We start from the raw sequence: 14,807 nt of genomic DNA, 5'->3' as shown, positions 1-14,807 counted from the left end.
CTATTTAAAGGTTGTTAACGTGCTTAATAGCGATAAGTATCAAAAAGTTAAGGCTCTCCTCCTGGAAAATGGAGCGTTTGATGCTGACTATTACCTCGCGAATGGTGGTCATAAAGCAAGTTCTCGCGAGGAGGCACTAGAATATTACTTAAGAGTAGGTGTTAAAGAAGATCATAAGCCAAATGCAGACTTTGATCCTCTGTGGTATAAAAATTACTATGGAGATGTTGAGGGAAACGGTTTTTTGCATTTTTTGAAATTTGGGAAGGCAGAAAATCGCTTTGCTAATCAGGAAGAGATGCTTAGATACCAAGAAATTATTGAAAGTGGTAGATTCGATGTTAAAGCGTACTTAAATCGCTATGATGACTTGAAGAAAGTGGATGAAAATTTTGACCCAATTTTGCACTATGTACGACATGGTCGTAAAGAAGGACGTCAGTATATTAGCGAGAGCGAAATTAGGGAATTGGAGAAACTAAAAGAAGATGAACGTATAGTTTCAGAGTCTGGTCTGTTTGATTCTCAATTTTATGTAAAGTCCTATCCTGATGTTTTAAAGAAAGGGCATGATTCGTTAAATCATTTTTGTTTACATGGCTGGAAAGAAGGTAGAAATCCTAATGATCAATTTAATGTTAATTTTTATCTGGAAACTTACCCTGACGTAAAGGAGCTAGGTGAAAATCCATTTGTACACTGGTTACTACATGGGCATAAGGAAGATAGGCTAATTAATGCTAGCCAAATGAAAACAAACGAACCAGATCTAGTTTTGTTTTTTGGAGAAACTCGAGGCGATAGTGTGCCTTTAGTTCTGTTGCAGCTTTTACATTGGATGAAAGTCAATACAGAAATTAATTTTTGCTTTGTTTTTGAAGGCTTTAATAATAGCATTCCAAAATGTGAGCTACTTTCACCTGTATTTGTAATGGATGAGGTGGAAAGAGAGAGCCTTGAAGCAAAACTTATTGCGTTTTGTGGAGGTGAAGTTCAAGCCCTATATTTAGATAAATCGATAGATGACAAAAATAATGTTAAGCCTGATCTTTTCTTTACCAGCCTGGATAATGTGGTAAGAGAAGAAGGTGAATCGTCTTTTTATTACGAAAAAGGAAGCCGATTTGAAAGTGATTTTAATGTTTTCTTTGAGTTTTTTGAATATTACCGTTTGCTTAATAGCGATGAGTTTGATGAACAGGCATATATTAAACGTTATAACGATTTAAAAAATGTAAGTAAAGATTTTGATGCTGTTTTACACTATGTTAAGTTTGGTCGTCATGAGAATAGAATTTATCATAGCGATGCTAAAGCGACCATTGAAAGAAATGGACTGCAGAGTGAGCTTCCAAGTGTTGATGAGGATGTTATAGATAAGTCGGGTTTATTCAATAAAGGTTTTTATTTAAGTTCTTACCCTGATGTTGCTGCTCTTAACCAGAGCCCAATTCAACATTACTGTCAAGACGGGTGGCGTGAAAAACGCAATCCAAATGAAGAGTTTAGTACTAACTTTTACTTAAATAAATATCTAGATGTTAAAAAATCAGGTGCTAATCCTTTTGTTCATTGGCTAAAGCATGGTCGTGGTGAAGGTCGTTTAATCAATAAAATTGAGGTAAACCCTTTTCAAACACAGCTGGCAAATTGTCCAAGTGTTATATTTGTATCTCATGAAGCTTCTCAGACAGGGGCTCCAGCAGTATTACTTTCATTAATGCAATGGGTTAAAGAAAATACAGATATTAACTTTTCAATAGTAGTCGGTTCGCAAGGTGTTTGGAATAGTCGTTTTGAAAATTTGGCCCCAACGTTCTATCTAGATGGCTACCATCATAACGAACTACAAACAGAGCTAAAAGAGTTTTGCGGCAGTCATGTTCAAGCTGTTTATATTAATACAATAGCATCTGCATTGTATGCTGAAAAATTAAGCTTTTTGCAAGCAGAGTTTATTACCCACGTTCATGAAATGGAAAGTGTTTTCAAGGTTTATGATGAACACGTGGATGTTTTGAAAAGGATATGCAAAAAATTTATTTCAGTATCACCAGGATCAACACAGGCTATTGAAAAAAGATTTAATCTGAAAGAAATTGAGCTATATTATTTAAAGCCATTTATTGATAAGCGGAAGCTATCAGAAGAAAAGATTGAAAAACCTACTGATAAAAAAGTCATATTTGGCTGTGGGGCGGTAGAGAAACGCAAAGGATTTGATCTATTTTGCAAAGTGGCGCGTGAGCTCAAGAAAACACGTAGTGACTTCCATATGTATTGGATAGGCTCAGATGTTGGCAAAGATATGGATGCCATGGAATCAATTGAGTACTATCAGGTTGAAGATGTAGTAGATTTTTTAGGTAGCAAGAGCTACCCGAGAGATTACTTTAGGTGGGGGGATATCTTTTTATTACCTTCACGGGAGGATCCCTATCCCTTGGTATGTATGGAAGCCGCTGAATGTAAAATGCCGGTTGTATGTTTCGATACACAGGCGGGTGGTATGCATACCTTTGTTGAAGAGGATGCAGGTAGTGTAGTTGCCTATTTAGACACTAAATCCATGGCTAGAGCAGTAGCTGAACTGCTTGATGATGATGTAAAAAGACAAGCAATGGGCGAAAGAGCCTATGAAAAAGTAAAAGATCGTCACTATGTTGATGTAGTAGCACCCCAAATAATTCAAGCTATGCCTGCAAATCTTGATATCACAGAGCATAGCGAAATAGAAAGCTATAAAGCCCTAATTCGTCATGCTAAAGCAGTATCTTTTGATATTTTCGACACTTTAGTGACTAGAAGGGTGGCAGATCCAAACGTTGTGTTTGATATTATTGAACATAAAATTACGCAATCGGAGGCTGCTCCTATACCCTTGATACAGCAACGAATGAGTACTGCAGGAAGAGTATTAGGAAGTTATAAGGGCAAGGTAGACGACATATCGATCGATGAAATCTATTACCATATGGCGTTCTATAATGACCCTATATTTGAAAAAAGCACTGAAATTGAGATGTGCATTGCACATCCGATTGGTAAGATTCTGTACGACTATGCGCTAAAATTAGAAAAACCCATTTATATAACCAGTGATATGTATTTAGATGAACCCACTGTAACCCATATTTTGAATAAGAATGGGTATGAAACTTGGGAAGCGTTCTATCTCTCTTCAACGGTAGGCAGGAAAAAAGATACCGGCAAACTGTATTCGCTAGTCAAAGATAAAGCTGCTGAAAAAGGTATCCTACCAGCTGAAATACTCCACATTGGCGATAGCTGGGTAGGCGATGTTAAACATGCCCGTCAACAAGGATTATCAGCTGTCCGTTTTGCACCTCTCTATGATCGAAATCATAAATTATTTACTATTTCACCAGAAACCACGCTATCGCAATCCGGGCGTATTTGGGACAGCTTTTCTACCCAAGCGACTCGAATGTGGCGCGAGACATATCCTGAGCAAGCCGGAGATTTTTATACCCGGCTTGGCTTCGAGCTAAGTGGGCCGCTTGCTAGTATGATGGCAATGCATACTAAAGAGCTTGCGGATCAGCATGGTGCCCATCACGTTGTGTTCATGGCTAGAGACGGGCGTATTATCCAAAAAGCATTTAACGCTCTTTACAAAGACGATTTATTGAACCATAGGTATCAATCAAGTTATTTACACCTTTCGCGAGCCACTGTCATTCCTGCTACTTTCGAACATCCTTTAACTTCCAATGACATTTATTTTTTGGTGGAGGGCTTACATCTACAAGAAAAACCACTTCGCTATTTCATTGAAAAGGCAGGGCTAAACCCTACTAGTTCTACCGTGCTAGAACTTGTCAGCCATTATTTTGATTCAATAGAAAGTGTTCCTACATGGCATGATGCGAATAAGTTGGCAAAAATGTTTATGAGTTTGTCTCATGATATTTATGAGGCTAACGCCGAACATAGAGAAGCATTAAAAGTTTATCTAACCCAACATGGTTTGATGGAGAATAAAAAAACAATACTTGTAGATGTTGGCTGGCTTTTAAATATTCAGTCAAGGCTTGTTAATTTTTTAAAACGACATGGTAGTAAAGGTGAATTAATAGGTGCTTATGTAGGCTCGCGTGATCGTATTAATAAACAAATAATACATAGTTCTTTGTTGTTTGATAACGGTGACCCCAGCATGTGGTCTTCCTTTCTTGAAAAAAATGTTACCCTCTTCGAAGTATTATTCTCTGCGCCTGAGCCTTCTGCCAGCGGCTTAGTGTTAGACCAGCTTGGAAATTCTGAAGTTGCTTTTAAACCAATGACTATGCCGCTAAGTTCTGAATTTCAAGTGGCTCAGAAACTTCAACTTGGTGCGGAGCGATACTTTGAATATCTGGCAGAGGCACGTAAGGTCTTTTTCCCAGATATGGTATCGAAGGATTATTTCTTTGAAATTTTCCGTTCTTTGGTAACTACAGAGAGTGATTTAGCCAAAGCTACACTAGGTAACTTTGAAGTGCGCCTAGGTGGCCAGCATGAATTTATTACTCATCAGAATTTAGTTGAAAATAACAAGCCCTTTGAATATGTCTTAAAGAAATCAGATGAGTTTTTTGATCCTATCTATTTTGACAATATTTCAAAAGATAATCCGCCAAAAGTAGTTATTATTACATCCTCAGGGTTGCAAAATGGCTCAACTCGCTACAGATCAATACATTTAGCTGATTCGTTACAGTATCAAGGCACATCCTCTGTGCTGATTCATGCGTTAACGCCTTTAGACATTGCGGAGCCGCTTATCGCTGAAGCTGCAACTGTTATTTTCCAACGCTGCTTTGAAGGGCAAGGGAATGTGGGGAAATATCTGACAATTGCTAAACAGTGTGGTAAGCGATGTATCGCTGAGATGGATGACCTTGTTTTCCCTGAGCATGTCTTGAATATAGGCTCAGTCAAAGGTGGGGAGTGGAGTGAAAAGGAGGCTATGTTTGTTGCTGAGTCTTATGAGAAACTTATACAGCAAATGGATAAATGCATCGTTTCAACACCTTTGCTCAAGGCGTATATTGGAGAGCAATATAGCCTGAACGCATGTGTGGTACGTAATAAAGTTACCTCTCGTCGCCTTGTTCCCCCACAACCCAAGAAAAGACAGAGTGAACTGAAACTGATTTATGCTTCGGGCACTTACTCTCATAAGCAAGATTTCGCTTTTATTGAAGAGCCGTTATTCTCATTCTTAACATCGCACCCATCAGTGAAGTTATCTATCCTCGGAGCCGCTCAAGTCAGTGAAAGATTACTATCACTTCCCAATGTATCGAATTATCCGGTTCTTTCTTATACTGCAATGCTCGAATTTATCTCGCGACATAACTTAATGTTAGTGCCGCTAGAAGATGACGTCTTTAACCAAGCAAAATCGAGCGTCAAATTTGTAGAATGTGGTGCAGTAGGTGTGCCTGTCTTGGCCTCTAATATTGGTGAATTTGCTTATGCAATTGAGCATGGCAGTAACGGCCTGCTTGCTAGTAGCCAAACCGAATGGGAAGACACATTAATAGCTATTGCCCAGCGGCCAGAATATTTAGACGCTCTTGCGAAAGGTGCATTTGAGACAGTTTCTAAGCTTTATAATACTGAAGTTCTAGAAAAAGAAGCGCAGCGTCTAATTTTGGAGAATTAATATAATGAGCGTTAAAAAGACAGTTTATTTCCATATTGGTACTCATAAAACAGGGTCTACAGCCCTGCAGAAATTTTTTGTAGAGAATAGTTGCTTGTTATTAGACAAAGGATTTTCATATGCTGACTATCATAATATTGAAATGAATCAAGGTTACTTAGTTAATCCTGAGCGCTGGAATGATGTGAGTTATTCTGAAAAAGTGAATCATATAATATCTGGAGAGGATTTTTATAAAAAAATACTTGATATTAAAGAAGTGGTTAAGGATAAACTTGAAGCTTTCAATATCCAGTTTATCGTATATTTTAAAAGACAAGATTTGATGAAGCAGTCTGTTTATAATCAGATTGTGAAAATGCATGGTTACTATAAGTCAATAGAAGAAGATAACCATTATGATCTTGATTATTATCGTTTCTTGAAAGACTTAGAAGCTGCTTATCCTAATGCTGGAATTAAAGTGCGCGTCTATGAAAAAGAGCAGTTTGAAAGAGGCAGTATTTATGCCGACTTTCTTAGCGTTCTTGATTTAGAGATTACTGATGATTTTAAAATACCAGAAGGGGTTGTGAATCCATCATTAACACGTGATAAGCTTGAATTTTGTCGTTATATAAATATGTTAGGTTTGCCTGTAGGGCTAAGAACACAGATAAATAGATCTGTAGTTAAGGCGGCTCTAGACTCTAATGAAGCGCAATTGTTTAGATCTCAAGATTTGTTATCGCCCACTGCCGCTTTGGAGATAATGGATAGATATAAAGAGGGTAACGAAAATATTGCGAATGAGTATCTTGGTCGAAAAGACCGTAATCTATTTTATGATGCTTTTCCCAATATTTCGGATGAATGGCAGTCCTATCCTGGGTTGTCAGAGGCATTGGTAATCGAAATTATTAAAGAAATAGATAAAATTGCACCTGGCGTATTGAATAAAATGGTTGAATTTTTAAAAAACAATACGCCAAATAGTCATGAAGCTAAAGTAGCTTTTGAGTTTATAATGCCATTGATTAATCAGTTATTTGACGGGAAAGGTGAAGCTCATTCTGTGTATAACATTGATGCTAAGAAAGATAGAGATACAAGCATTTTTTTTAATAAAATTACTGAGAAATTGAAAATTGGATGTGACTCTGCAGACGTTTTAAGAGAGGTTGCGCTTGCCTTTGAGGAATCGGGCGATATTAAAACTGCTTACATTATAATGTCTAAAGCTGAAGAGCTAAGACCAAATGGCCCCTTTATATCTAGAAAAATTAAGGACTATCGTATTGCTTTGTTTGAGTAATAAGCCATATTGACTCGTTTATAATTTATAATGAGGTTCTTTGTGAATACTATAATTTTTTTAACTACCCAAACTAGTGCTACTGCATCTATATGGCGTATTATTGAAAAAATAACAAACAAAAATTGTGAAATGATTGGTTTTGATGCAAATAAAAAAGATATTCTTGGTAAGCATTTTGAGAATATACCAGTAACAGATTATATTGTTTTACATAATAGACCTGATTTTTTAGATTTTTTTAACCATGATCCTCATTATAAGTTTATTGTAAATTTCAGGGATCCACGCGATCGTTTGTGCAATTCATATCATTGGATGCAGCAACATCCGCATTATCCTGGTGAGCCTCAGGAGGAAATTGATAAGCGTGCTTCCGCTATTCGTCAGAAGGGTATTGATCAGTGGGTTCTAGATAATGCTAACCCGAAGTATGAAAGAAATCTTTTAAAGTTTGTTAAAAACAATGAGAGCAATAGTGTACATGTTTCTACGTATGCTAGTTTATGTTTGCATTTTGATAGTTTTATATCCGATTTAGCTAATTTTTTAGGAGTTGAGTTAAATAGTTATCATGAAAAAGTTCTTGAGAATGAACGTGTCGAAAAAATTTCCAATAATCCTAAATGGATTGGTGGGAAGTGGTCTGGGTCTGATGTGATGCCAGGTAGGTATAAACGTGAGTTGAATAAAAATACGATTGAAAATTTAAATTTATTATACAGCGATGTTCTTGTTGATATGGCCGAATTAGATAAGAGGAACTCTAATCTTTACCTTGAAGGTGTCAATCAAATGGGCATAAGTAATTTTTTGAATCTGGAGAAAATTTCAGGTACAAAAACAGCTGATGTATTACGTGAAGTGGCACTTGGCTTTGAGAGGTCTGGTGATATGGCTACGGCTGAAAAGATAATGGAAAAAGCGTATTTGTTTCGTCCTCAAGGTCCTGTTATTAAGCGAAAATTAGGTGAGTATCGCCAGCAGTTAAATAAACTGAAAGAGTAATATTTCATTCTAATATTAAAGGAGCGCTACCGTGCCGCTAACATCGACTATATTTCTTGACTGTACCCTCCGTGATGGCGGTTATTACAATGCCTGGGATTTCTCTGAGGAGCTGATCCATGAATACTTGGAAGCGATGCTAGCTGCCGGTGTGGATGTAGTGGAGCTAGGCTTGCGTTCCCTTAAAAACCAAGGCTTCCAAGGGCCGTGTGCGTTTACCACCGATGATTTTATTCGAGGGCTGAGTATCCCCCCTGGCCTAACGGTCGGTGTCATGGTGAATGGCAGCGAGTTAGTGGGGGATGTGCCCCAGCTTGAAGCGCTTGAACGCTTATTTCCTAATGATGCGGCTAGTTCACCTGTGGAGCTAGTGCGCATTGCCTGCCATGTACACGAGTTTGCAAGCGCGCTACCGGCGGTTACTTGGCTAAAGGATCGCGGATTTAAGGTGGGCTTCAACCTAATGCAAGTTGCTGATCGTACGGAAGAAGAGGTAAGAGCGCTAGCTTATGAAGCGAAAGCCTATCCGTTGGATGCTCTCTATTTCGCTGATAGTATGGGTAGCATGAACCCAGACCAAGCCGCACAGATTATCCAATGGATGCGCTCTGAGTGGGAAGGGGCAATGGGTATTCATACGCATGATAACTTGGGCCTGGCACTTTCAAATACCTTACGTGCCATGGATGAAGGCGTTACTTGGGTTGACTCAACGGTCACTGGTATGGGGCGTGGGCCTGGTAATGCTCGTACTGAAGAGCTGGCCATTGAACTGGCAGAGCGACGGGGGCAGTCAATCAGTATGGTGCCACTCATGGCACTACTTCGTAAGCATTTTAAACCGATGCAAGAGCATTATGGCTGGGGTACCAACCCCTATTATTATTTGGCAGGAAAGTACGGTATTCATCCTACCTACATACAGGAAATGTTAAGTGACTCTCGCTACAATGAGGAAGATCTGTTAGCGGTAATTGAACATTTACGAGTCGAGGGTGGTAAAAAATTTAGCTTTAATACTCTTGACTCTGCTCGGCACTTTTTTGGTACTGAAGCAGTAGGCAGCTGGTCACCTAAGAAGCTATTCCAAGGTCGCGATGTTTTATTGCTAGGTACAGGGCCTGGTGTTGCTAAACACCGTAAGGCTTTAGAGCTTTTTATTCGAGAGCACAAGCCGTTGGTATTAGCTCTTAATACTCAAACTGCAATTAATGCTGAGCTGATTGATCTGAGGGTTGCCTGTCACCCGGTTCGGTTATTAGCTGATTGTAAGGCGCATACACAACTCCCACAGCCGTTAATTACACCCTTTTCTATGCTGCCTTCTGATGTACGCTCTTCTCTGTCAAACAAAGAAGTACTTGATTTTGGCTTAAATGTTTCACCTGGTAAATTTGTATTTGGTTCGGTTCATTGTACTTTGCCATCTTCTCTTGTAATGGCGTATGCATTCGCAGTGGCCACAAGTGGTGACGCCGAAAAAATATTGCTTGCTGGCTTTGATGGCTATCCTGGCGAAGATCCGCGTAATGAAGAAATGAATAGAGTAGTGAAACAATTCAAAGCTTCTGACTCCGGGAAGCCACTGATTGCAGTTACCCCATCTCGTTATGATGTAACCAAAAATAGTATTTATGGGGAATTGAAATGAAAGATAAGATAACTTGTTTTTTACCGTGCAGGGCAGGTAGTCAAAGAGTTTTAAGAAAAAACATTAAACCTTTTGCTGGATTTGAATTTGGCTTGATTCAGGTTAAGCTTAAGCAGTTGCTTTCATCGAAGTTGATTGATGAAGTTGTGTTAACTACCAATGATGATGATATTTTAGCTTATGCAAAATCATTAAGTGAGTCTCGAATTAGATTGCACAAGAGAATTGAAGATTTGGCGTCAAGCAATACAAGTACTGATCAACTTGTATCCCATGCACTGAAGCTAATTCCTGAAGGCCATATTCTTTGGACTCATGTAACATCGCCGTTCATTACTGAACAGCATTATGATCAGATTATTCGTGTATATCGAGACCAATTGAATGCTGGTTTTGATTCACTTATGACAACTACTGCTATTCATGGTTTCTTATGGCAACATGGTCACCCCATTAACTATGATCGAAATGTTGAGAAATGGCCTCGTACTCAAACTCTAGAACCTGTGCATGAGGTTAATAGTGGCGTTTTTCTCGCTTCGACTGATACCTATCAGAAAGTAGACGATCGCATTGGCGAGCGTCCTTACTTATATGGGTTAGATAAATTCACAAGCTATGATATCGATTGGCCAGAAGATTTCAAGATTGCGGAGTGTATGGCTGAGAAAGGGCTGGCAGAGTTATGAGTATGAATAGTTCCATATCTCACTATGCAACATTAGCTTTCGATTGCGATGGAGTTGTACTTAATTCTAACCGAGTAAAAACTGATGCCTTTTACGAAGCTGCTTTACCTTATGGTGAAACAGCTGCCAATGCATTAGTAGAGTATCATGTTAATAATGGTGGTATATCTCGGTATAAAAAGTTTGCATATTTTATTGATTATTTGGTGCCAGATCAGCCAGGCCCTGGTTTAGATGAGCTGTTAATTCGCTACGCTGTTCAAGTGCGTGATGGCTTAATGGGCTGTGAAGTAGCACCAGGACTTAAAGCACTAAAAGAATGCACTCCTCAGGCTCGCTGGTTAATTGTCTCTGGTGGTGATCAAGCTGAACTACGTGAAGTATTTTCTGAAAGAAAATTAGACGAGTTTTTTGATGGTGGTATTTTCGGAAGTCCAGACACGAAGGATGAAATACTCGCTAGAGAATTAGCCGGTGGTAATATTAAGTATCCCGCACTTTTTTTAGGTGATAGTAAGTACGATTATCAAGCTGCTAATGCTGCAGGGTTGGATTTTGTTTTTTTATCCCAATGGAGTGAGGTTGTAGGTTGGAAAAGCTGGTGTTCGAATAACAATATTCATCATTGTCTGAATATTCGGAAAATCAAGGACTGATTTTTATGAACTTATTGGTAGTAGGTGGTGCGGGTTATATTGGTTCTCATATGACTAAAAAACTCGCTCTAGAAGGGCACTCGGTTACTGTGTTGGATGATTTTTCTACGGGCTTTTTTGAAAATTTAATTTATGGGAGGTTGGTTCAAGGCTGCTTGTCGGATACATCTTTATTAGAGTCAGTTTTTTCTACCCAAAAAATTGATTGCGTCTTACATTTTGCAGCTTTTAGTTTAGTTGGGGAGTCTGTTGATAATCCAGGTAAATACTATCGAAATAATGTAGTAAATACATTGAATCTTCTTGATGTAATGGTTCGCTATAATGTGAATAAAATTGTTTTTTCATCGACGGCGGCCACTTTCGGAGAGCCACTTTACTCTCCTATTGATGAAAAACATCCGCAAACCCCTATTAACCCTTACGGCGCAAGTAAGTTAATGGTAGAACGTATGCTAAGTGACTATTTCACCGCTTATGGAGTTAATTCGGTTGCATTACGTTATTTCAACGCCTGTGGGGCCGATCCTGAAGGTGAGATCGGGGAATGCCACGATCCTGAGACTCATTTGATCCCATTAGCATTACAAGCGGCCTCTGGCCGACGTTCTTCAATTACTATATTTGGTCGCGATTATCCCACCGCCGATGGAACATGTATTCGTGACTATATACACATTGAAGATTTATGCAGTGCGCATGCATTAGCGCTTAAGGCTCTTACTGCTGACTGTAAAAAGGGAGCTTTTGCTTATAATTTAGGCAACGGACAAGGTTACTCGGTTCAGCAAGTAATCGAAGTAGTTCAACAAGTCGTCTCTGAAGACGGTTTTACACTTAAACTTGAAGAGGGTGCGCGCCGCCTAGGAGACCCTGCCGTGCTGGTTGCTGATGCGACGTTAGCCAAGCAGGTTCTTGGTTGGAAACCCGAGTATTCAGATTTAAATACGATTGTAAGGCATGCATGGGCTTGGGAAAAAAAATGTGCCTTCCATTAATGCAAGAAAGATGGCTCAGTAGAGCTATAAATAGCGCTTGAATGACACCATACCTGTTTTTCATTTATTGATACTACAAGGAAGCATACGTGACTGCCTTACCCCTCGCTTTAATTTGTACGGGGTTTCACCGTAGTGCAACGTCGGTAACTGCTCAGTGGTTGCACCGTGCCGGTCTTCCAATGGGGCATTGGCTATTAGGACCTGCGCCTTCTAATCCTGATGGTCACTTTGAAGACCACGCATTAATTACGCTCCAGGATCAAGCCCTATCCGCCCAAGGAAGCAATTGGCAATTCTACGACGAGCAGCCGTGGTACCCTAATTTAGCGGTTGATGCATTACGCAGGTACTCCAAAAGTCGCGATGATGGCACCCATATTTGGGGAGTAAAAGATCCCCGCAGTACGCTTTTTTTACCCGCATGGCAGCAAGTGCTTGGTGAGCGTGGACGCTATTTGATAGTGTTGCGACACTGGTCAGAAAGTATTCAGTCGTTACTAAAGCGTCATAGTGAAGCATTGGTATTTCAGCCTGAACCCTTTGCTTTCAAAACACAGCATGCAAAGTTTTGGCAAGACCCAACGCTTGCAATACGCATGTGGCTTGCATATAACCGCCGTCTTCTCGCCTTTGCCAAGCATAATGCTAAGCAATGTTTGCTTATTACGCAGCGCCGTATTTTTTCTGGTATTGATCTTCCAAGACTGGTTAGCGATCAGTTAGATATTCCTCTGCAGTCTGCGGCTTCACCTATTAAACCTCGTTACTTGGCTGAACACGTTGAGAATGAAATACAGGCTCTCCTACCTAGCGAATTAATAGAGCAAGCTGAAACGCTTTGGGTGGCATTGCTAGAATTACCTGCTTGGCAGGCCGACAACGAAGAAGCTAATTGGTCGAAGTCATCCAGCATTTCATCTCACAGATCTCTATCAACACTTGGGACCACCTTTAAAAACTATCAGAAGGAACAAGCTCCCTTATCTCTGGAAGCGCATTTGGCTTGGTTGACGGCACAACCTAATACCCATAATTTACAGGGTATAGCTGTCTGGATAGAACAAGAAGCTCCTACTAATTTTGGTGCTTGGGAGAGATTAGCCCGCCTAGCCATGCGCCAGTCGGCATGGGCGTTAGCAGAAGCCGCATTGCAACGTATTATTAATGAGGGTAAACCGGCCCCCTATATTTTTCAGCTGCTAGGTAATGTGCGGTTGGGGATGGGGCAGGTAGAAGCTGCAGAGCGATTATTTAAAAAAGCAATGCAAGGCAACCCGCGGAATCCTGCATTTCCTATGAGCTTGGCACGTTCGTTAAAATTGCGTGGGCAACATGGTGCAGCCGAGGTGTGCTTACGTGAAGCGATAAGGCTTTTAGATCCTGCACCAGCATCACTTTGGGTAGCTTTAGTCGATGCCGTATGGCAGCAGGGGCGCTATGAAGATGCTCTTGATTTGGTTAAAAAAGTTCCTCCTACTGAGGAAGTGACTGAAAAGTTGGCTAGTTTTGAAATGGCTGTTGATTATGGCGCTGGCCTTCATCGCTTGAAGCAGTGGCGTTACAAGCTAGCTGAGCGCGTTCCTTTTAAAGAGCGTCAGTTCAATCTGATGGAGCATTCATTGAACGATACGGCTCGAGAAGACTTGCTACGGCGCTGGGCTGAGGCTTATGAAAAATTAGGATTACCTTCAGAATTTTAGAGAATGGAATTTTTCACCTTGTTTGGCGTCAATGTCCTCATGTTAATGCGATGGAACGCGGCTAGATGTGGGCGTAGGGAGGAGGTATACCTCTTTAGCAAAATACTCTTTGTCTATTGATACCGTTTTGTCACGTTTGATTGTTAAATTGTTTTCTTAAGGTACTACTATGTCAGCTGTTTTTTTTGTGCACATACCTAAAACGGCAGGCACAAGCTTTCGTAAGGCGTGTGAAGCCTATTTTGGTGAAGATAAAGTCCTTTATGATTACTATCCGGATATGAAGGAAACCTCCGAGCAGGTCAAGGAGTGGGTGTATCAAAAAGACGATTATGCAGGGCTGGATTCGCAGCTCTCCTCTTCAGGTAAGCTGTTTTTGAGTGGGCATGTACCTGCTATCAAGTATGTTCATTTATTGGGCGTTGCCAATACCGTTGCTTTCGTGCGTGACCCTGTTCAGCGTGTGGTGTCGGAATATCACCACCATGTGCGAAATAATTCTTATAAGAAAGATTTGCGTACTTTTTATAACCAGAGCCATGCGATCAATCGCCAGTCGCGGATGCTAAACCGTGTGCCGCTTGAGGCACTGGGTTTTATTGGCTTAACCGAAGCGTACGAGCGCAGCCTGGTAGAAATAAACTCACGCTATAGCTTGGCAATTAAGTCGGTACAGCTTAATCAAGGTCGTAGCGACCAACAGTCCACCTATGAATTGGACGAGCAAACGCTGTCTGAAATCAGAGATTTGAATGCTGATGACTTGCGCTGTTATGAACATGCGGAAAAGCTTTTTCAGCAGCGTACCCAGCTTTTTGATGAGGGAAAACCCTACACTCACGCAGCATTGCAGGACAGCAAACCTGGTATGGTGCGTGGTTGGGCTTGGTATGCCGATACGGAAGAACCTGTAGAAGTCGCCATTTATGTGAATGGCCATGAGGAGGTGCGAACCTTTGCCAAGGAGATCCGCCCCGGCATGCTGCAGTTATCGCTGCCTCGCAAAGGGTATGTTGGCTTCCATCATAAGTTTTCTAAACCTTTACAAAAGAACGACAGCGTCGAGTGCGTGGTAGTAAGCACTGGTCAGGTCATCGGCCGCTACATGGTTTAGTCGTGTATGTTGGTGAAGGA

9 protein-coding genes are annotated in these 14,807 nt (G+C 40.4%); all 9 read left to right on the top strand.

The genetic code is table 11. The annotated features are described in order from the left end of the window. The first annotated feature begins 19 nt into the window (after positions 1-19). Entirely contained in the window at positions 20-5,674 is a 5,655-nt protein-coding gene (locus tag AC4EYZ_RS03195) for a glycosyltransferase (protein WP_490204104.1), read from the top strand. Between the two features lie 4 nt (positions 5,675-5,678). Beyond that, positions 5,679-6,968: a hypothetical protein gene (locus tag AC4EYZ_RS03190; protein WP_490204103.1), complete on the top strand. Its 1,290-nt coding sequence runs from the start codon at positions 5,679-5,681 to the stop codon at positions 6,966-6,968. A 42-nt stretch (positions 6,969-7,010) separates the two neighbouring features. Next, positions 7,011-7,976, top strand: a complete 966-nt coding sequence (locus tag AC4EYZ_RS03185; protein ID WP_490204102.1) for a hypothetical protein — start codon at positions 7,011-7,013, stop codon at positions 7,974-7,976. A 31-nt stretch (positions 7,977-8,007) separates the two neighbouring features. Then, positions 8,008-9,627: an aldolase catalytic domain-containing protein gene (locus tag AC4EYZ_RS03180; protein WP_490204101.1), complete on the top strand. Its 1,620-nt coding sequence runs from the start codon at positions 8,008-8,010 to the stop codon at positions 9,625-9,627. Continuing rightward, positions 9,624-10,316: an acylneuraminate cytidylyltransferase family protein gene (locus tag AC4EYZ_RS03175; protein ID WP_490204100.1), complete on the top strand. Its 693-nt coding sequence runs from the start codon at positions 9,624-9,626 to the stop codon at positions 10,314-10,316. Before AC4EYZ_RS03180 ends, AC4EYZ_RS03175 begins: the two co-directional genes overlap by 4 nt. 2 nt (positions 10,317-10,318) lie before the next feature. Continuing rightward, positions 10,319-10,972, top strand: coding sequence for an HAD family hydrolase (locus AC4EYZ_RS03170; RefSeq protein WP_490204099.1), 654 nt, complete (start codon positions 10,319-10,321; stop codon positions 10,970-10,972). A 5-nt stretch (positions 10,973-10,977) separates the two neighbouring features. Continuing rightward, a complete protein-coding gene (gene galE, locus AC4EYZ_RS03165) occupies positions 10,978-11,970 on the top strand; it encodes a UDP-glucose 4-epimerase GalE (RefSeq protein ID WP_490204098.1) in 993 nt (330 codons plus the stop codon). Positions 11,971-12,059: 89 nt separating this feature from the next. Continuing rightward, entirely contained in the window at positions 12,060-13,673 is a 1,614-nt protein-coding gene (locus tag AC4EYZ_RS03160; RefSeq protein ID WP_490204097.1) for a tetratricopeptide repeat protein, read from the top strand. A gap of 169 nt (positions 13,674-13,842) precedes the next feature. Further along, positions 13,843-14,787, top strand: a complete 945-nt coding sequence (locus AC4EYZ_RS03155; protein WP_490204096.1) for a sulfotransferase family 2 domain-containing protein — start codon at positions 13,843-13,845, stop codon at positions 14,785-14,787. Positions 14,788-14,807 lie beyond the last annotated feature (20 nt).

This window comes from Vreelandella sp. 162(4c), assembly GCF_058152265.1.
Note: the sequence above shows the minus strand (reverse complement) of the source record. Positions and strands in the feature narration are given on the sequence as shown.